The organism is Variovorax sp. 01T439_2, assembly GCF_056398445.1.
Genome location: NZ_JBFTPJ010000026.1, coordinates 1 through 18,148 on the forward strand (window position 1 = coordinate 1; position 18,148 = coordinate 18,148).

Annotated in this window: 19 protein-coding genes and 2 pseudogenes; 5 read left to right on the plus strand and 16 right to left on the minus strand. The window is 68.7% G+C overall.

Features of this window, described 5'->3' with window-relative positions:
* From AC1DOC_RS02340 to tolB, 3 genes and pseudogenes are all read right to left on the minus strand, one after another.
* Positions 1 to 357: pseudogene (locus AC1DOC_RS02340) on the minus strand (tol-pal system protein YbgF); the annotation flags it as partial.
* The gene (gene pal, locus AC1DOC_RS02345; protein WP_012747800.1) at positions 357 to 875 is read right to left on the minus strand and encodes a peptidoglycan-associated lipoprotein Pal; all 519 of its coding nucleotides are present in this window, start codon (positions 873 to 875) and stop codon (positions 357 to 359) included. The pseudogene AC1DOC_RS02340 and the gene pal, both read right to left, overlap by 1 nt.
* Before the next feature lie 25 nt (positions 876 to 900).
* Positions 901 to 2,127, minus strand: coding sequence for a Tol-Pal system beta propeller repeat protein TolB (gene tolB, locus AC1DOC_RS02350; RefSeq protein ID WP_012747799.1), 1,227 nt, complete (start codon positions 2,125 to 2,127; stop codon positions 901 to 903).
* A gap of 251 nt (positions 2,128 to 2,378) precedes the next feature.
* Here tolB and msbA point away from each other — a divergent pair, with 251 nt between their 5' ends.
* Entirely contained in the window at positions 2,379 to 4,163 is a 1,785-nt protein-coding gene (gene msbA / locus AC1DOC_RS02355) for a lipid A export permease/ATP-binding protein MsbA (protein ID WP_026284061.1), read from the plus strand.
* A 7-nt stretch (positions 4,164 to 4,170) separates the two neighbouring features.
* Here the strand turns inward: msbA and rng are convergent, their stop codons facing one another.
* Genes rng through AC1DOC_RS02395 form a run of 8 tightly spaced genes read right to left on the minus strand, consistent with a single transcriptional unit; the run spans position 4,171 to position 11,040 of the window.
* Complete coding sequence (gene rng, locus AC1DOC_RS02360; protein ID WP_012747797.1) at positions 4,171 to 5,697, minus strand: ribonuclease G; 1,527 nt, start codon at positions 5,695 to 5,697, stop codon at positions 4,171 to 4,173.
* Positions 5,698 to 5,703: 6 nt separating this feature from the next.
* Positions 5,704 to 6,309, minus strand: coding sequence for a Maf family protein (locus tag AC1DOC_RS02365; protein WP_012747796.1), 606 nt, complete (start codon positions 6,307 to 6,309; stop codon positions 5,704 to 5,706).
* The gene (gene rlmH, locus AC1DOC_RS02370; RefSeq protein WP_012747795.1) at positions 6,306 to 6,773 is read right to left on the minus strand and encodes a 23S rRNA (pseudouridine(1915)-N(3))-methyltransferase RlmH; all 468 of its coding nucleotides are present in this window, start codon (positions 6,771 to 6,773) and stop codon (positions 6,306 to 6,308) included. The genes AC1DOC_RS02365 and rlmH overlap by 4 nt, the downstream gene beginning before the upstream one ends.
* On the minus strand, positions 6,770 to 7,435 hold the full coding sequence (gene rsfS / locus AC1DOC_RS02375) for a ribosome silencing factor (protein WP_012747794.1): 666 nt from the start codon (positions 7,433 to 7,435) through the stop codon (positions 6,770 to 6,772). The genes rlmH and rsfS overlap by 4 nt, the downstream gene beginning before the upstream one ends.
* Positions 7,435 to 8,064: a nicotinate (nicotinamide) nucleotide adenylyltransferase gene (gene nadD, locus AC1DOC_RS02380; RefSeq protein ID WP_012747793.1), complete on the minus strand. Its 630-nt coding sequence runs from the start codon at positions 8,062 to 8,064 to the stop codon at positions 7,435 to 7,437. The genes rsfS and nadD overlap by 1 nt, the downstream gene beginning before the upstream one ends.
* A complete protein-coding gene (hemF, locus tag AC1DOC_RS02385) occupies positions 8,061 to 8,978 on the minus strand; it encodes an oxygen-dependent coproporphyrinogen oxidase (protein WP_478129353.1) in 918 nt (305 codons plus the stop codon). Before hemF ends, nadD begins: the two co-directional genes overlap by 4 nt.
* Positions 8,978 to 10,276, minus strand: a complete 1,299-nt coding sequence (gene purD / locus AC1DOC_RS02390; RefSeq protein WP_478129354.1) for a phosphoribosylamine--glycine ligase — start codon at positions 10,274 to 10,276, stop codon at positions 8,978 to 8,980. Before purD ends, hemF begins: the two co-directional genes overlap by 1 nt.
* Positions 10,277 to 10,314: 38 nt before the next feature.
* A complete protein-coding gene (locus tag AC1DOC_RS02395) occupies positions 10,315 to 11,040 on the minus strand; it encodes a YebC/PmpR family DNA-binding transcriptional regulator (protein WP_012747790.1) in 726 nt (241 codons plus the stop codon).
* Between the two features lie 118 nt (positions 11,041 to 11,158).
* Between AC1DOC_RS02395 and AC1DOC_RS02400 the strand changes: the two genes are divergently transcribed.
* From AC1DOC_RS02400 to AC1DOC_RS02415, 4 genes are read left to right on the plus strand one after another with little or no spacing between them, the layout of a single operon-like run.
* Entirely contained in the window at positions 11,159 to 11,947 is a 789-nt protein-coding gene (locus tag AC1DOC_RS02400; protein ID WP_012747789.1) for a class I SAM-dependent methyltransferase, read from the plus strand.
* 2 nt (positions 11,948 to 11,949) lie between these two features.
* Entirely contained in the window at positions 11,950 to 12,981 is a 1,032-nt protein-coding gene (locus tag AC1DOC_RS02405; RefSeq protein WP_012747788.1) for a chorismate transformation FkbO/Hyg5 family protein, read from the plus strand.
* 30 nt (positions 12,982 to 13,011) lie between these two features.
* Positions 13,012 to 13,815 carry a lysophospholipid acyltransferase family protein gene (locus AC1DOC_RS02410; RefSeq protein ID WP_012747787.1) on the plus strand — a complete coding sequence of 268 codons (804 nt, stop codon included), beginning with the start codon at positions 13,012 to 13,014 and terminating at the stop codon, positions 13,813 to 13,815.
* Positions 13,782 to 14,558, plus strand: coding sequence for a glycosyltransferase family 2 protein (locus AC1DOC_RS02415; protein ID WP_478129355.1), 777 nt, complete (start codon positions 13,782 to 13,784; stop codon positions 14,556 to 14,558). Before AC1DOC_RS02410 ends, AC1DOC_RS02415 begins: the two co-directional genes overlap by 34 nt.
* Positions 14,559 to 14,918: 360 nt before the next feature.
* Here the strand turns inward: AC1DOC_RS02415 and fabG are convergent, their stop codons facing one another.
* From fabG to AC1DOC_RS02440, 5 genes and pseudogenes are all read right to left on the minus strand, one after another.
* Positions 14,919 to 15,650, minus strand: a complete 732-nt coding sequence (gene fabG, locus AC1DOC_RS02420; protein ID WP_012747785.1) for a 3-oxoacyl-ACP reductase FabG — start codon at positions 15,648 to 15,650, stop codon at positions 14,919 to 14,921.
* Positions 15,647 to 16,120: a hotdog family protein gene (locus AC1DOC_RS02425; RefSeq protein WP_012747784.1), complete on the minus strand. Its 474-nt coding sequence runs from the start codon at positions 16,118 to 16,120 to the stop codon at positions 15,647 to 15,649. The genes fabG and AC1DOC_RS02425 overlap by 4 nt, the downstream gene beginning before the upstream one ends.
* A complete protein-coding gene (locus AC1DOC_RS02430) occupies positions 16,117 to 16,899 on the minus strand; it encodes a class I SAM-dependent methyltransferase (protein ID WP_012747783.1) in 783 nt (260 codons plus the stop codon). The genes AC1DOC_RS02425 and AC1DOC_RS02430 overlap by 4 nt, the downstream gene beginning before the upstream one ends.
* Positions 16,896 to 17,738 (minus strand): polysaccharide deacetylase family protein, encoded by an 843-nt coding sequence (locus AC1DOC_RS02435; protein WP_478129356.1) that lies wholly within the window; start codon positions 17,736 to 17,738, stop codon positions 16,896 to 16,898. Before AC1DOC_RS02435 ends, AC1DOC_RS02430 begins: the two co-directional genes overlap by 4 nt.
* Positions 17,738 to 18,148, minus strand: a pseudogene (locus AC1DOC_RS02440) (MMPL family transporter); the annotation flags it as partial. The gene AC1DOC_RS02435 and the pseudogene AC1DOC_RS02440, both read right to left, overlap by 1 nt.

Below are 18,148 nucleotides of genomic sequence, written 5' to 3' on the forward strand. Positions count from 1 at the left end.
GCCGTCGACCGAAACCTTCGTCGGCTCGTTCTGCTTGAGCCGGTCGTCGATGGTGGCCTGGCGCGACTGCATCTCGCTGACCGTGCGCTGCAGCTGCTCGTTCTGGCCGGTCATGCGCGCGAGATCGCCCCGCATCTGCTCGATCTGGTTCTGCAGGTCGAGCAGGCTGCGGCGCAGCTGGCCGTTTTCGTCGGTCAGCCGCTGGTCGGTCTGCTGGCGCATGGCCTCCACCCGCTGGCGCAGGTCGAGGATGGCGCGGCGTGCCTCGTCATCCTCGAACAACGCGGCCTGCGAGCCGGCCGAAACGCAAAGCAAGGCGGCAGCCAGCGCCGCGCCTCGCAACAGGGCGTGTTGCATCACCGGGTGTAGCGGATTTCAGCGCGGCGGTTCTGTGCCCAGGCTTCTTCGCCCGAGCCCTGGACCGCGGGCTTTTCCTTGCCGAAGCTCACGGCTTCGATCTGGGCGTCGCTCACGCCCAAGAGCGTCAGCGCGCGACGGACGGCCTCGGAGCGCTTCTGGCCGAGTGCAAGGTTGTACTCGCGGCCGCCACGGTCGTCGGTGTGGCCTTCGATGGAAACGCGGCGCTGCGGGTTGGCCTTGAGGAAACGGGCGTGGCCGTCGATCAGGGACTGGAACTCGGGCTTGACCGTATAGCTGTCGTAGTCGAAATAGACGATCCGTTCGATACCGACCGGCCCTTGAGCGGTACCGGCATTGGGATCGATGGTGACGGGCGCCACGGCGCTCGCGCTGCCCTGCTGGCCGCCGGCGGTGCCGGAGCGGTCGGTCACCGGGGTGTCGTTGAGCTTGGTGCCCGACGAGCAGCCGGCAATCAGAGCCACGATGGCCAGCGAATAAATCGTACGTTTCAACATTGGGTACTCCTCAAATAAACCTTGGTCATTGCTTTTGAAACGGACCCCAGTCCGGTTCTCTTATGTCTCCGCCCTGTCCCGCCAGACGTGCCTTTATTTTTCCATCCAGCGTGGTCGTCATGAGCGCTTCGCGGCCTTGCAGGTGCGTTGCGTAGACGATCAGCTTGCTGTTGGGGGCAAAACTCGGGCTCTCGTCTGCCGAGGTGTCGGTGATGGCCGAGACATTGCCGGTGGCCAACTCCATCACATGGAGTTTGAAGGCGCCGCCAACGCGGGAGATGTAGGCCAACCACCGGCCATCGCCGCTGACAGAAGGAGAAATGTTGTAGGTGCCGCTGAAGGTGACGCGCGTCGGCGCGCCGCCGCTGGCGCTCATCTTGTAGATCTGCGGCGCACCGCCTCGGTCGCTCACGAAGTAGATCGTGCTGCCGTCGGCCGAGTAGACGGGCTCGGTGTCGATGCTGGCGCTCTGGGTCAGGCGGCGCGGCTCGCCGCCGCTCGCCGGGATCGTGTAGAGCTGGGAGCCGCCGTCGCGGCTGAGCGTGACGGCCAGCGAGCCGCCATCGGGCGCCCATGCCGGCGCGCTGTTGGAACCGCGGAAGTTGGCCAAGAGGCGGCGCTGCCCGCTCGCCACGTTGTGCACGTACACCACCGGCTTGCGCGACTCGAAGGACACGTACGCCAGCTGTTGCCCGTTGGACGACCAGACCGGCGAGATGATGGGTTCGGGGCTGGCGAGCGCGGCCTGCGCGTTCTCGCCGTCGGCATCCGCCACCCACAGCGAATAGCGGCTGCCGCCCTTGGTCACGTAGGCGATGCGGGTCGAGAAGATGCCCTTGTCGCCGGTCAGCTTTTCATAGACGTAGTCGGCAATGCGGTGCGAGGCGAGCCGAAGATCGCCTTGCGGCACGGTGTAGCTCTGGCCGCCGAGGTCCTGTCCGCGCACCACGTCCCACAGGCGGAAGCGCACGTCGAAGCGGCCGTCGGCCAGGCGCGTGACGCTGCCCACCACGAGCGAATCGGCCGTGCGCTGGCGCCACAGCGCGAGGTCGGGGCGCGAGGCTTCGTCCAGCGCCTGGCCCGAGGCATCGACGCCGCGGAACTGGCCGCTGCGCTCCAGGTCGGCCTGCACGATCTCGGAGATCTTCTGCGGCGAGGCGTCCTGCCCCTTGAAGGGAACCAGCGCAATGGGCAGCTGCGTGAGTCCGACGCCCGACACCTCGACCCGGAACTGGGCGAGCGCGGGCAGCATGGGAGTTGCAGCAAGAGCCGCAATCAAGGCGCGGCGTGCAAAAAACGATGAAGAAGGAGTTGGAATGGAAACTGGCAACGGCTTGTTCATGCGGTTCGGAGATGTTTCGGGTCAAAAAGTTCTACCCGGTGCGACGGGCCACATGTTACACACTGGTTCGATCGTGCCGTCACAAAACGTGTATCGGGCGATGTGGTCCTACAGCGCGGCCCTCCAAGGGCCCTGCGGTGGGCCCCGTAGAATCCGCCGCCATGCAAGCATCCCCCGGCAGTGAGACCGCACGCCCTCCCCTGACACGCCGGCTGGCGCGACTCATGACCTGGTTCGGCGGCTCGCGCCACTGGTGGGCCGTCGGGCTCATCGGCGCCCTGCTGGCGGCCGTCACCGAGCCCTTGATGGCGGCCCTGCTGAAGCCGCTGCTCGACCGCGGCTTCAACCGCGGCCAGCTCGCGCTGTGGATCGTGCCGGCGGCCGTGCTGCTGCTGTTCGCGGTGCGTGGCATCGCGCAGTTCATTTCCCAATATGCGCTCTCGCGCATCGCCAACGAAGGCATGCAGCGGCTGCGCCGCGTGCTGTTCCAGCGCCTGCTGGCGGCCGAGCTGGCGCTGTTCTCGCGCCAGTCGGCCAGCGCGCTTTCCAACACCGTGGTGTACGAGGTGCAGACCGGCTCCATGCTGCTGGTGCAGGCCCTGCTCGGGCTCTCGCGCGACGGCTTCACGCTGGTGGCGCTGCTCGCCTACCTGGTCTATCTGAACTGGAAGCTCACGCTCATCGTCGCCTTCCTGGTGCCGAGCATCTCGTGGATCATGAAGGTGTTCTCCAAGCGCCTGTACCGCCTGACCCAGCAGGGCCAGCAGGCCACCGACGAACTCGCCTATGTGGTGGAAGAGAACGTGCTCGCGCACCGCATGGTGCGGCTGCACGGGGCCGAGGCGGCGCAGGGCGAGCGCTTCGAACAGCTGAGCCAGCGCCTGAACCGCCTGGCCGTGAAATCGACCATTGCGCAGGCCGCCACCACGCCGCTCACGCAGATGATGGCCGCGCTTGCACTGTCGGTGGTGGTGATGATCGCGCTCTGGCAGAGCGGCGAACAGGGCCTGACCGTGGGCGGCTTCGTTGCCTACATCACGGCCATGCTGATGCTGATCGCGCCGATCCGCCGGCTGGCGGACATGGCCGCGCCCATCACGCGCGGCCTTGCAGCGCTCGAACGCGGCCTGGTGCTGATCGACGAAGTGGCGCCAGAGCCGCAGGGCAGCTTCGCCATCGACCATGCGCAAGGCCGCATCGAACTGCGCGAGGCCAGGGTCAGCTACCGCGGCGAGGACGAGGCCCGCGCGCTCGACGGCGTGAACCTGATGATCGAGCCGGGTCAGGTGGTGGCCTTCGTCGGGCCTTCGGGATCCGGCAAGACCACGCTGGTCAACCTGCTGCCGCGCTTCGTGCTGCCGAGCGGCGGCCAGGTGCTGCTCGACGGGCACGACACCAGCGAATGGGAGCTCAAGAGCCTGCGCGCGCAGTTCGCGATGGTGAGCCAGGACGTGGTGATGCTCAACGACACGCTGGCCGCCAACGTGGCGCTGGGCGCCGCCGTCGATCGCGCTCGCGTGCAGCAGTGCATAGAAGCCGCCAACCTCGCCTCCCACGTCGAAAGCCTGCCGCAGGGCATCGACACGGTGCTCGGCCACAACGCCACGCAGCTTTCCGGCGGCCAGCGCCAGCGCCTGGCCATTGCACGCGCGCTCTACAAGAACGCGCCCATCCTGCTGCTCGACGAGGCCACCTCGGCCCTCGACACCGAATCGGAACGGCTGGTGCAGGACGCCCTGCAGCGCCTGATGCAGAACCGCACCACGCTGATCGTCGCCCACCGGCTCTCGACCATCCAGCATGCCGACCGCATCATCGTGATGGAGCAGGGCCGCATCGCCGAGCAAGGCAGCCACGCGCAGCTGATGGCGCTGGACGGCCTCTATGCCCGGCTGCAGACGCTGGCGGTGCGCAGCGCGACGCCGGGCCAGGACCCGACGCTCTGACGAGCCTTCAGAGCAGCACGATGTCGTACTGGCCCTGCCCGATCGCGGGCTCGGACTGCAGCGAGATCGGCTTGCCGATGAAGTCGCTCAGCCCCGCGAGATGCTGGCTTTCCTCGTCGAGGAACAGCTCGATCACCTGCGGCGACGACACGATGCGGAACTCGCGCGGCGTGAACTGCCGCGCTTCGCGCAGGATCTCGCGCATGGCGTCGTAGGCCACGCTGCGCGCCGTCTTCACGATGCCCTGCCCGCCGCAGGCCGCGCAGGGCTCGCACAGCATGTGGGCCAGCGATTCGCGCGTGCGCTTGCGCGTCATCTCGACCAGGCCGAGCTGCGAGAAACCGCCCGCCGTGGTCTTGACGCGGTCGCGCGCGAGCTGCTTGCGGAACTCGGCCAGCACCTGCTCGCGATGGTCGTCGCGCCCCATGTCGATGAAGTCGACGATGATGATGCCGCCCAGGTTGCGTAGCCGCAGCTGGCGCGCGATGGCCTGCGCCGCCTCGAGGTTGGTCTTGAAGATGGTGTCGTCGAAATTGCGCGCGCCCACGAAGCCGCCGGTGTTCACGTCCACCGTGGTGAGCGCCTCGGTCTGGTCGACCACGAGGTAGCCGCCCGACTTGAGTTCGACGCGCCGGCCCAGCGCCTTGGCGATTTCCTCGTCGACCGAATACAGGTCGAAGATCGGCCTCTCGCCCTTGTAGTGCTGCAGCTTGCCGGCCGCCTGCGGCATGTATTCGAGCCCGAACTTGAGCAGCGCCTCGAACTGCTCGCGCGAATCGATGCGGATGGTCTGCGTGTCCTCGCTGGTCATGTCGCGCAGCACGCGCTGCAGCAGGCTCAGGTCCTGGTGCAGCAGCGACATCGGCGGCATTTTGCTTGACGCCTCGCGGATGCGCGACCAGGTCTTGCGCAGGTAGGCGATGTCTTCTGCCAGCTCGGCGTCGGACGAATCTTCGCCGTTGGTGCGCAGGATGAAGCCACCGGTGTTGGCAGGCACCACGCCGCCGCTGTCGGCCGCGGCTGCGGCCTCGATCAGCGCGAGCATGCGCGTGCGCAAGGATTCGCGCTGGTCCGAAGGGATCTTCTGCGAAACGCCGATGTGGTTGTCCTGCGGCAAGAACACCAGCAGCCGGCCGGCAATGCTGATCTGCGTGGAGAGCCGCGCGCCCTTGGTGCCGATCGGGTCCTTGATCACCTGCACCAGCAGCGACTGGCCTTCGAACACCTGCTTCTCGATGGGCACCATCGGCCCGCCGTTGCGGTGGTCGCGCTCGGGGGCCGGTGCACTGGGCCGCGAGCCCGGCGTGAACGGCGCCACGATGTCGGCCACGTGCAGGAAGGCCGTGCGCTCGAGGCCGACGTCGATGAAGGCCGACTGCATGCCCGGCAGCACGCGCGACACCTTGCCAAGGTAGATGTTGCCGACCAGCCCGCGCTCCAGCGTGCGTTCGACGTGCAGCTCTTGCACCGCGCCGTGCTCGACCAGCGCCACACGGGTCTCCTGCGGGGACCAGTTGATCAGGATGTCTTGCATGAGGTCTTAAATAATGAAACCGGCGCGGCGAAGAAGCTGCGCGGTCTCGAACATCGGGAGTCCCATGATGCCCGAATAGGACCCGCTGATGTGCTCGATGTATGCGGCCGCCGCACCCTGGATCGCATAGGCGCCGGCCTTGCCGAGCGGCTCGCCGCTGGCGGCATAGCGCGCGATCTGCTTGCGGGTCATGTCGGCGAAGCGCACGCGTGACACGCTGAGCGCCGCATGGCGCCGGCGGCCATGCTGCAGCGCCACGGCCGTCAGCACGCGGTGCGTGGCACCCGACAAGAGCGCGAGCATGCGCTCGGCATCGCGTGCATCCTCGGGCTTGCCGAGGATGGTGCGGCCGAGGGCCACGGTGGTGTCGGCGCAAAGCACCGGTGCATCGGCGAGTCCGAGGCGCTGGCGCCGCGCGACCGCCGCATCGAGCTTCAGGCCCGTCACGCGCTGCACGTAGGCGGTCGGCGATTCACCGGGCAGCACCGCTTCGAGCGATTCGGCGTCTTCGTCGGCACCGGCCAGCAGCAGTTCGTGACGGACGCCGAACTGGCCGAGCAGTTGGGCGCGGCGCGGGCTCTGCGATGCAAGATAGATGAAGCCGGTGCTCATTCCCGGTGGTACGGATGGCCCGCGTTGACCGACCAGGCCCGGTACAGCTGCTCCACGAGCAGCACGCGCGCCATCGCATGCGGCAGGGTCAGGTCGGACAGGCGGATGCGTTCGTGGGCTGCGGCCTTGAAGGCGGGGTCGAGCCCGTCGGGGCCGCCGATCACCAGGGCCACGTCGTCGCCCTCGCCTTGCCAGGCCTGCAGGCGCGCGGCCAGCGCCTTGGTGGTGAGTGCGGTGCCGCGCTCGTCGAGCACGACGATGCGCATGCCCTTGGCAATGGCACCCTCGATGCGTTCGCGCTCGGCCGCATAGAGCGTCTCGAGCGACTTGGAGCCGCGGGGTTCGGTCTTGACGGCGCGCAGTTCGAGCTTGAGCTCGGGCGGGAAGCGCTTGGCGTAGTCGTCCCAGGCAGTCTGCGCCCAGTCGGGCATGCGCTGCCCGACGGCGACCACCAGCAGCTTCATGCGCGGCGGGCAGGCGCCTTCTTGGCAGGCGCCTTCTTTGCGGCTGGCTTCTTGGCGGCGGGCTTGCCGACCACCTTGACCGGCACGCGCGCCGTGGTGGTCTTCCGCGCGGGCGCCTTCTTGGCGGCAGTCTTCTTTGCCGGGCTTCGGCCGGCCTTCTCGGCCTTGGCTTCCTGCTCGGCCGCGCGGATGGCGGTCTTGGCCGCGCTCGCGCGGCGCAGGTTGGGCATCTTGGCCGCGACCGGCTTCTTCTCCTCGATCACCTTGGAGGCGGTGGCAAGGGCCGGCTTGGTGCCGCCGAGCTTGGCGCGCACCGGCTTGTCGCCCCAGATCTCCTCGAGGTGGTAGTACTGGCGGATGGCCGGCTGCATGATGTGCGCGACGGCGGCGCCGCAGTCCACGATGATCCACTCGCCGTTGTCCTCGCCCTCGATGCGCGGCTTGCCGAAGCCGGCTTCGCGCACGGCATCGCGCACGCTGGCGGCCAGCGCCTTGGTCTGCCGGTTGGAGGTGCCCGAAGCCACGATCACGCGCTCGAACAGCGGCGAGAGATGCTCGGTGTCGAAAACCTGGATGTCCTGCGCCTTGACGTCTTCGAGACCATCGATGATGGCTCGCTGGAGTTTCTGGGTGTCTTTCTTGGCGGCGGCTTCAGTGGTCATCAGGCAGGGCGGTAAAGGTGGTGTTGGTCAATATAGCGTGCAACGGCGGACGGAACCAGCGAGGAAATGTCCTCGCCAAGCGCCGCACGCCGCCGGATGTCGGTGGCGCTGGTGTCCATGGCCGGCAATTCGAGCGCCTCGAAACGCGCGCCAGCCGGCAGGCCGGGCAGCATCTTCGGATCAAAACGAGCAGTGCCGCCCGTCGATAATGCGCGATACGCTACAGAAACAATAGCAATGCCGAGTATAGCCTGCCAGCCGTGCCATGTCGGCAATGCGCCGGCCTGGTCGGCACCCATGATGAGAACCAGCTGGGCGCCGGGCTGTTCCCGCTGCAATTCATGCAGGGTGTCGAGCGTGTAGGTGGGGCCGTCGCGCAACACTTCGCGGCTGTCGATGACGACCGTGCCCTTCAATCCGCCGAAAGCCAGGCGGGCCATTGCCAGGCGATCTTCCTTCGGCGTCAGCGCCCTGCTCTTGTGCCAGGCCTGGCCCGTGGGAACAACGTGCAGTTCGGCGAGGTCGAGCTGCGCCAATGCGGCCTCGGCCAGCGCGACATGGGCGTTGTGCGGCGGGTCGAAGGCGCCGCCGAAGATGCCGATGCGCGGGGCCGTGCCGGAAGGATTCACAACCAGTCGCGCCGCACGATGAAGTCGCTGTACAGCGCGGCTTCGGGGCTGCCCGGCTCCGGCTGCTGCTGGTAGGCCCAGCTGGCCAGCGGCGGCATCGACAGCAGGATCGATTCGGTGCGCCCGCCCGACTGCAGCCCGAAGTGCGTGCCGCGGTCCCACACGAGGTTGARCTCCACGTAGCGCCCGCGCCGGTACAGCTGGAACGCCCGCTCGCGCTCGCCCCAGGGCATGGCGCGGCGCCGCTCGATGATGGGCAGGTAGGCCGGCAGGAAGGCATTGCCCACCGAGCGCAGCAAGGCAAAGCCGTTGTCGAATCCGCCCTCGGCGAAGTCGTCGAAGAAGATGCCGCCGATGCCGCGCTGCTCGTTGCGGTGCTTGAGGAAGAAATACTCGTCGCACCAGGTCTTGAAGCGCGGGTACTTGTCGTCGCCGAAAGGGGCCAGCGCATCGCGGCACACGGTGTGGAAGTGAACCGCGTCATCCTCGAAGCCATAGCAGGGCGTGAGGTCCATGCCGCCGCCGAACCAGCACACCGGGTCCTTGCCCTCGGGCAGCGCGGCCAGCATGCGCACGTTCATGTGGACGATGGGCACGTAGGGATTGCGCGGATGGAACACCAGCGAAACGCCCATGGCCTCGAAGGGCGCGCCGGCGAGCTCGGGCCGGTTCTGCGTGGCCGAAGGCGGCAGCCTGGGGCCGCGCACCTGCGAGAAGCCGCAGCCCGCGCGCTCGAACAGCGCGCCGCCTTCCAGAATGCAGGTGAGGCCGCTGCCCTGCAGCGCCTCGCCAGGCTCCTTTTGCCAGGCATCGCGCACGCAGGTACCGCCATCGGCCGCCTCGACGGCCGCGACGATCTCCTGCTGCAGCTTGCGCAGGTAGTCGCCGACCGCTGCCTGGTTGGTCTGTTGCATCAGGCGTGCGGGGTGTTGCGCGCGTGGACCGCGCGGTGTCCGATGTCCTTGCGGTATTGCGCGCCGTCGAAGCCRATGCGCGCGGCAACCTCGTAGGCCCGCTGCTGCGCGAGCTTCACGCTGTCGGCCAGCACGGTCACGCACAGCACGCGGCCGCCGCTGGTCTTGAGCTCGCCGTCCTGCTGGGTGGTGCCCGCGTGGAACACCACGGCATCGGGCGCCTCGGGCGGAATGCCGGTGATGCGGTCGCCCTTGCGCGGCGAGAGCGGATAGCCGTGCGCCGCCATCACCACGCCCAACGCCACGCGCCGGTCCCACTGCAGCTCGACCTGGTCGAGCGTGCCGTCGGTGGCATGCCAGAACACCTCGAACAGGTCGGACTTGAGCCGCATCATGATCGGCTGCGTCTCGGGGTCGCCCATGCGGCAGTTGAACTCGAGCGTCTTGGGATGGCCGGTGGCGTCGATCATGAGGCCGGCGTAGAGGAAGCCGGTGTACGGGATGCCGTCCTTTTCCATGCCGCGGATGGTCGGCAGGATGATTTCGCGCATTGCGCGCGCATGCACCTCGGCCGTGACCACGGGCGCGGGCGAGTAGGCGCCCATGCCGCCGGTGTTGGGGCCTTCGTCGTTGTCGAGCAGGCGCTTGTGGTCCTGGCTGGTGGCCAGCGCGGTCACGTTCTTGCCGTCGCACAGCACGATGAAGCTGGCTTCCTCGCCCTGCAGGAATTCCTCGATGACGACGCGCGCGCCGCCGTCGTTGTGCGAGACGCCGAACTTGTTGTCGACCAGCATGAAGTCGACCGCCTCGTGCGCCTCCTGCGCGGTCATGGCCACTACCACGCCCTTGCCGGCGGCCAGGCCGTCGGCCTTGACGACGATCGGCGCGCCCTTGGCGTCGATGTAGGCGTGCGCCGCCGCGGCATYGGTGAAGGCCTCGTACTCGGCCGTGGGAATCTTGTGGCGCTTCATGAAGGCCTTGGAGAAGGCCTTGGAGCTCTCGAGCTGCGCGGCGGCCTGCGTGGGGCCGAAGATGCGCAGGCCGTGCGCGCGGAATTCGTCGACCACGCCCGCTGCCAGCGGCGCCTCGGGCCCGACGACGGTGAGCGCGATCTTTTCCTTGGCAGCCCACTCGCGCAGCGCGGCGGGCTCGGTGATGTCGATGCAGTCGTAGCGCTCGTCGCTCACGGTGCCGCCGTTGCCCGGCGCCACGTACACGCGGCTGACCCGGCTGGCCTGCGCCAGCCGCCACGCCAGTGCGTGCTCCCGGCCCCCTCCTCCAATTACCAGTACCTTCATTCGTGGGCCTTCTTCATTCGCTGTGGATCAATGTTCATTCATTCGGAGAGCGCGGCGTTGTGATAGACCTCCTGGACGTCGTCCAGGTCTTCGAGCACATCGAGCAGCTTCTGCATCCTGGCTGCGTCCTCGCCGGTCAGTTCGATCGTGTTTTCGGCGCGCATGGTGACCTCGGCCACCTCGGGCTTGAGGCCGGCGGCTTCGAGCGCATTCTTGACGGCTTCGAAGTCGGCGACGGCGGTGATCACCTCGATGGCGCCGTCGTCATCGGTGACCACATCCTCGGCGCCGGCTTCGAGCGCGGCTTCCATCACCTTGTCTTCATTGGTGCCAGGGGCGAAGATGATCTGGCCGCAGTGCTTGAACTGGAAGGCCACCGAGCCTTCGGTGCCCATGTTGCCGCCGTGCTTGGAGAAGGCGTGGCGTACTTCCGCCACGGTGCGCACGCGGTTGTCGGTCATGGTGTCGACGATGATCGCCGCGCCGCCGATGCCGTACCCTTCGTAACGAATTTCTTCGTAATTGACGCCTTCGAGGTTGCCGGTGGCCTTGTCGATGTTGCGCTTGACGGTGTCGATCGGCAGGTTGACCGCCTTGGCCTTCTCGACCGCCAGCCGCAGCCGCGGGTTGGCGCTGAGGTCGCCCCCGCCGGCGCGGGCAGCCACGGTGATTTCACGGATGGCGCGGGTCCAGAGCTTGCCGCGCTTCTCGTCCTGGCGGCCCTTGCGGTGCTGAATGTTCGCCCATTTGCTGTGTCCGGCCATGGCTTTCTATCTCGCTGTCTTGTGTTTTCAAAAGCAAGCTCCGAGTTTACTGTCCGGCGCGCACAACGGCCGGCGCGCCAGCGCCAAAGCGGCAAGGTCTTTTGGTGATAATCCTTCGATGACGCCATCGCCTTCCGTCGGGCCCGGGAATCCGACCATCCTGCCGCCGCACACCCCATTGCCGCTGTACTACAGGAACGAGGCGGAGCACCAGGCGTTCCTGCGGCGCATCTTCGACAGCACCGCCGCCGACTACGACCGCATCGAAAGCGTGCTGGCCTTCGGCACCGGCCCGTCGTACCGCCGCGCCGCCCTCTCGCAGGCCGGGCTCGCTGCGGGCGCGCAGGTGCTCGACGTCGGCATCGGCACCGGGCTGGTCGCCCGCGAGGCGCTCAGGATCATCGGGCCGGCGGGCCGGCTCGTGGGCGTCGATCCCAGCGTGGGCATGATGGAACAGGTCGACCTGCCCGGCGTCGAGCTGGTCCAGGGCGTGGCGGAAGCGCTGCCCCGCCCGGATGCCAGCTGCGATTTCGTGAGCATGGGTTACGCCATGCGCCACATCAGCGACGTGGCGGCCGCCTTCGGCGAGTTCCACCGCGTGCTGCGCCCGGGCGGGCGCCTGGTGGTGCTCGAGATCACCAAGCCGAACGGCCGCATCGCCACCGCGCTGCTCAAGGCCTACATGCGCGCCGTGGTGCCGCTGATCGCGCGCGTGGTCGGCCGCCGCAGCAACACCTCCGAGTTGTGGCGCTATTACTGGGACACCATCGAGGCCTGCATTCCGCCCGAGCGCGTGCTCGAGGCACTGCGCGCCGCGGGCTTCACCGACGTGCGCCGCCACGCGAGCCTCGGCGTGTTCTCCGAATACATGGCGCGCAAACCAGAAAACACCGTCGAGGCCGGCTGACCGTGCAAGTCCAGGGCGAAAACACCTCCTCCTTGCGCGTCGAGCGCCTTTCGCTGCCCGCCAGCCTTGCGCTGGCCGCCGACGGCCGCGCGCCTTTCGCGGCGCTCGGCTACGGCACGCCGCATGAACTGGCATGGATGCCGACCGTCAATGCACGCGTTCTTTCCGAGCAAGGCGCCATGGCGGACGTGTGGCACGTGAGCGGTGGGCGGGTGGCATCGAGCACCACCGGCATCGCCCGCTGGCGCAGCGACGGACACTGGCTGCTCGGCGCCATCGACCTCGACGAATCGGTCGAGAAGCAGGATCTTGCCGAGCTCTCGCACCGCGCCTACCGCGACCTGTTCAAGACCCTCGACCAGGCCGGCACGCCGCACCTGCTGCGCATCTGGAACTACCTGCCGCAGATCAATGCCGACGGCGGCGGGCTGGAGCGCTACCGCCAGTTCAACCTCGGGCGCCAGGAAGCATTTTTCGAGGCTGGCCGCGCCGCCTTCGAGGGCGCGCCCGCGGCATGTGCGCTGGGCATCCACCAGGGTGCGCTGTCGATCCGCTTCCTGGCCGGCCAGACCGCGCCCATGCCGGTCGAGAACCCGCGCCAGGTCTCGGCCTACCGCTACCCCGAAACCTACGGCCCGCGCTCGCCCACCTTCTCGCGCGCCGCGCTGGCCGAGATCGGCAATGGCGAGGTGGCGCTTTTCATATCGGGCACCGCGAGCATCGTGGGCCATGAAACCGTGCACCATGGCGACGTGCTGGAGCAGACGCGCGAAACGCTGCGCAACCTCGAAGCCGTGATCGCGGCCGCCAACGGCCAGGCCACGGCCAGCTTCGCGCTCTCCATGCTCGACTGCGTGGTCTACGTGCGGCATCCGGGGGATACCGACAAGGTGCGCGGCGTGCTCGAGAGCGCGCTCGGCGCCGACGCGCCGATGATCCGCCACGCGGTCTACCTGGAAGCGGACATCTGCCGCAGCGACCTGCTGGTCGAGATCGAAGCCCACGCCGTCGCACCGGGTCGCCTGCGGGCCTGACCCGGCGCGATCGATCGGACCGGCGACCCCATGTCGATGACCCGCGTGCTGCGCATTCTCACGGCCATTCCGCTTGCGTTGATGCTCTACGCGCTGCTGCTGTTCCTGGGGCTGATTTCGCTGGCCTGGAACCTCGTCGCGATGCTGCTCTACCCGGTGATGCCCGAGGCGCCCGCGCGCACGCTGGGCCGCCTGACCATCGCCTTCGCCTACCGCATGTTCTGGGGCCTGGCCTCGGTGACCGGGATGATGCGCATCGACGCCAGCTGCCTGGACCCGATGCGCAACGAGCCGGGCGTGATCTTCGTGGCCAACCACCCCACCATGCTCGACGCGCTGCTGCTGGTGGCGCGGCTGCCGCGCAGCGCCTGCATCATGAAGGCCGACCTGCTGCGCAACATCTTCCTGGGCGCGGGCGCACGGCTGGCGCGCTACATCAGCAACGAGTCGGCCCGCACCATGGTGCGCCTGGCGGTGGCCGACCTGCGCAATGGCGGCCAGCTGGTGATCTTTCCGGAAGGCACGCGCACCGTGACGCCGCCGCTCAATCCCTTCGGCCCCGGCGTGACGCTGATCGCCAAGCTCGCGCAGGCCCCGATCCAGACCGTGTTCATCGAGACCGACTCGCCCTACCTCAGCAAGGGCTGGCCGCTGTGGCGCGTGCCGCCGCTGCCCATCGTCTTCAGGCTCCGGCTGGGCCAGCGCTTCGCGCCCATGCAGGACAGCCACGTGCTGCAATCGGAGCTCGAACAATACTTTCGCCAACACATGGAACAGCGCGCAACCGACGCGTCCCCCGCATGCCAGACGCCTCGCGCACACACCTTGTCCTGATCCCCAGCTACAACACGGGCGAACGCCTGTTCTCCACGGTCGAAGCGGCACGCGCGCAGTGGAGCCCGGTCTGGGTGGTGGTGGACGGCAGCACCGACGGCACCGGCGAGCGCCTGCAGCAGATGGCTGCCGGCGACCCGGGCCTTCGGGTCTGGCTGCTGCCGCAGAACCAGGGCAAGGGCGCGGCCGTGCTGCACGGCCTGCGCGCGGCGCGCGAGGCCGGCTTCACGCATGCGCTGACCATGGACTCGGATGGCCAGCATCCGGCCGACCTGATTCCCGCCTTCATGAAGGCATCGCAGGCACGGCCCGAGACCATGGTGCTGGGCCGCCCGGTGTTCGATGCCTCCGCCCCGCTGTTGCGCGTGCGCGGACGGCGCGTGTCCAATGGCTGGACCCAGCTCGAAACCCTGTTTGCCGGCGTCGGCGATTCGCTCTACGGATTCCGCGTGTACCCGGTGGCCGACCTGATCGCTGTGATGGCGCGACAGCCCTGGATGCGGCGCTTCGACTTCGACACCGAGGCCGTCGTGCGGCTGGCCTGGCGCGGCGTCAAGCCCGTGAACATCGACGCGCCGGTGAAGTACCTGAGCGCCGAGGAAGGCGGGGTCTCGCACTTTCGCTATGGGCGCGACAACGTGCTGCTGACGTGGATGCACGCGCGGTTGATGGTCGAGTTCGTGGTGCGGCTGCCGGGGCTGGTTTTCCGCAAGCTGCGCGGGATTGYGCCGTTTCAGAAATAGAGTTTGCTCGTTGTTGGGGAGTGCCCGGCAAGCGGTGCGGCGCGGTCGGCCCCACTATGCCGGCCGCTTCGCGGCTGCCCTGCGGTGCTCGCGTTTCGGCGGCACAGAGGGGCCGTCCACACCGCACCGCCTGCCGGGCACTTGCCGTGACGTTGATGCCGCTGCCCTCACCCCAGCCCTCTCCCGGAGGGAGAGCGCAGCGACAGGCGGATCAGGGCTCGCAGCTGTCTGAGCGAAACGCAGTGGAGCGAGTTCTGCGAGACCCCGCCTGACGCGAGCAGCGCAGGGAAGCCGCGGAGCGGCCGGTGACGTCGGCCGCCCAGCGGCTCAACCCCCATCGCCGCGCCCCGGCAGCCAAACTCAGATCATTCCGCCATTGATCGAAATCACCTGCCCCGTGATGTAGGCCGCTTCGTCACTGGCGAGGAATGAAGCCAGCGCCGCCACTTCCTGCGGCGTTCCGGCGCGCTTCATCGGCACCATCTGGTTGACCATGGCGGGGTCGAAGGCGGCATCGGCCATGGGCGAGGCGATGATGCCGGGCGCAATGGCGTTGACCGTCACGCCGCGCGAGGCCACTTCGAGCGACAGCGCCTTGGTCGCGCTGTTGAGCGCACCCTTGGCGGCGGCGTAGTTGACCTGCCCGCGGTTGCCGGTCAGCGCCGAGACCGACGAGATATTGAGCACGCGGCCCCAGCGCGTGCGCATCATCGGCAGCAGCAAGGGCTGCGTCACGCGGAAGAATCCGTTGAGCGAGATGTCGATGACCTTGTGCCACTGGTCGGCACGCATGCCGGGCAGCACGGCGTCGTCATGCACGCCCGCGTTGTTGACCACGATCTGGACCGGCCCGCCTTCGAGCATGCGCTCGCAGGCCACGCGGCAGGCCTCGTCGCTGCGCAGGTCGAACAGGTGGCACTCGGCCTTGCCGCCCGCGGCCGCGATGGTGGCTGCCAATTGCTCCACCGCTTCGGGCCGCGAGTTGGCGTGCAGCAGCACCGTGGCGCCGTCGCGCGCGAGGCGCTCGGCCATGGCAGCGCCCAGGGCACCGCTGGCGCCGGTGATGAGTGCGCGTTTTCCTTCGAGCGTCATGGTGCGTGGGCTCCAGTTGCCAGCGGCGTGTTCAGCACCACCACCGCGCGGCCTTCGGCCAGCACGCGGGCGCCGCTGTCGCTCACCGCGAATTCGTAGAGGATCTGGTGGGTGTCGCCCGACAGGCGCCGCGCCTGCACCTGCAGCGCACCGTCGATGTCGTCGAGCCGCGCCACCGACAGGCGCACGCTGCGCGCACTCGCCAGGAATCCGGCCGACGGCGAGCTTCCCTCGGCAGCCAGCAAACCGCCGTGCAGCGCCATCGCTTGCGCCGCGTATTCGATGGCATTGGGTGCAAGCAGGCCGCCCGCCGTTCGCAAGGGATTGTCGGGCTGCGCATGCGTGCGGGTGCTGCAGTGGATGGACTCGGCGTCCCAGCGTTCGAGCCGGTCGAGCAGGCACATGCTGCCGCTGTGCGGAATGCGCTTGGCAATGCCGGCGCGGTCGAGCGTCTGCGGCGCCGTGGTCACGCCCGATGCTCCAGGTCGGCCACCAGCAGCACRTTGGCAAAGGGCGTTCCCTTGCTCATCGGAATGCTCTGGACGCGAAAGTCCAGCCGCTGCAGCGCCGCCACCCAGTCGGACAGCGGACGGCCCCAGGTGGGCGACACCTTGTGGCCTCGGACGCGCGTCACGGTGCGGTCGACCCACTGGCTGATGGCAAAGCCGCGCTTGCTCGATGCATCGCCCACGCGCAGCAGCAGCCGGGCGTTCGCACTGCCGCCGCGCCGAAGCGCGTCGTGCACCCGCCGCAGGACGCCGTCCTGCGCGTCGATGCCCACGTAGTGCAGCACGTCGAGGATCACGACCAGGTCGCATTCGGGCAGCGGCACCGAGCACATGTCGGCGCAGACCAGCCGCGGCGCCGGCTGCAGGTGCCCGATGGAAGCCTCGGCGCGCGCCACGTCCTTGGGCATCAGCTCGATGCCCGTGTAGTCGGCGGCCGGCGGCGTGGGCTTCCACGACGAGGGCCAGCGGCCGTGCGCCTGCATGCGGCTCATCGACGCGAGCAGGCTCGCGAAGAGCCCCTGCCCGCAGCCGATGTCGACCACGCGCCGGTGAGCTGCATCGATCAGCCCGCGTTCGAGCAGCCCGCGGAACACCGGATCGCGCCCCAGCTTGCCGCGCGCGAAATGCCAGGCGAAGCTGCCGCCCTTCTTGTAGGGAACGGTGGCGGCCTCATGCAGCTCGCGCCAGGCGGCATCGGTGGAAGAAGACGACGACGACGAAGAAGGCAGCACCGCGCTCATGGTTCAAGGCCTTCCGGCAGGGTGACGGCGTGCAGGCGCTCGGCGCGCAGGCGTTCGAAAAGCAAGGGCAGTACCTCCAGCAATACAGGGTTTCCSAAAGGGGTGCGCGCGGCGTTGCCGTCGTGCAGGAGCAGGATGTCGCGCGCCTGCAGCTTGCGGTCCAGGCGCGCCATGACCTTGGCGGGATCGCCTTCGCGCGTGTCGAAGCCGCGGCGCGTCCAGCTCACGAGCGACAGGCCGAGCCGGTGCAGCACCGGCTCGAGGAACGGATTGCGCAGGCCCGCCGGCGCGCGGAAGCAGGTCGGGCGCTGGCCGGTGGTGTCGGCCAGGATGTCCTGCGCGCGCGCGATCTCGCTCGCAAAGCCGCGCGGCCCGAGGAACGAAAAATTGTGCCGGTGCCGCGCCGTGTGGTTCTGGATGCTGTGGCCCCGCGCCACGATCTCGCGCGCCAGCGCCGGGTGGGCCAGCACGCGCTCGGCAATGCAGAAGAAGGTGGCGCGCTGGCCGTGCGCGTCGAGCAGGTCGAGCACGCGGGGCGTGACCTCGGGGTCGGGCCCGTCGTCGATGGTGATGGCCACCTGGCGCCGGGCAGCGGCCGCCGCGGGCAGGCGCGTGACATTGGGGCCCAGCAGGCTGCTGCGCGGCGTGAGTCCCGCGCCGGTGATCAGCGCATGGTTCAGCACGATGGCGCCGATGGCCCAGGGCATGGCGCCCGGCACCAGCGCGCCGGCGCCAATGGCCGCCACGTGCCAGGCCGCGCTGGCGCGAATGGCAAGCGGCCAGGGCCAGGATTCGGACGGAGCGGCAGAGGCGGACGGCATGGCGCGGGATTTTCCCATCAGCCGCGCGCGGCGGGCGGCGTGGGCGCCACGCGGCGCGCAAACGCGGCCGACAGCAGCAGCGCCAGCAAGGCGCCCGGCGCCACCACGCGGCCGATCGACGACAGCGCCGGAATGTCCGAGATCGCGATCAGCCCGAAAGACACCACCGTGGTGAGGTTGGCCAGCATCAGCGACGCCAGCGTGTCCTCGTCGGCCCGCCCGGCCACGCGCAGCTGGTCGAAGAACAACGCGTAGTTGGAGCCCACCGCCACGATCAGCAGCAGCCCCACCAGGTGCAGGATGCCCAGCGGCACCTGGAGCACGGCCATGCCGCCCAGCGTGAGCACCACCGCGAACAGCAGCGGCTGGCACACCGCGAGCAGCCGCCGGCCCGAGCGCAGGTAGATGCCCAACAGCACCACCACCGC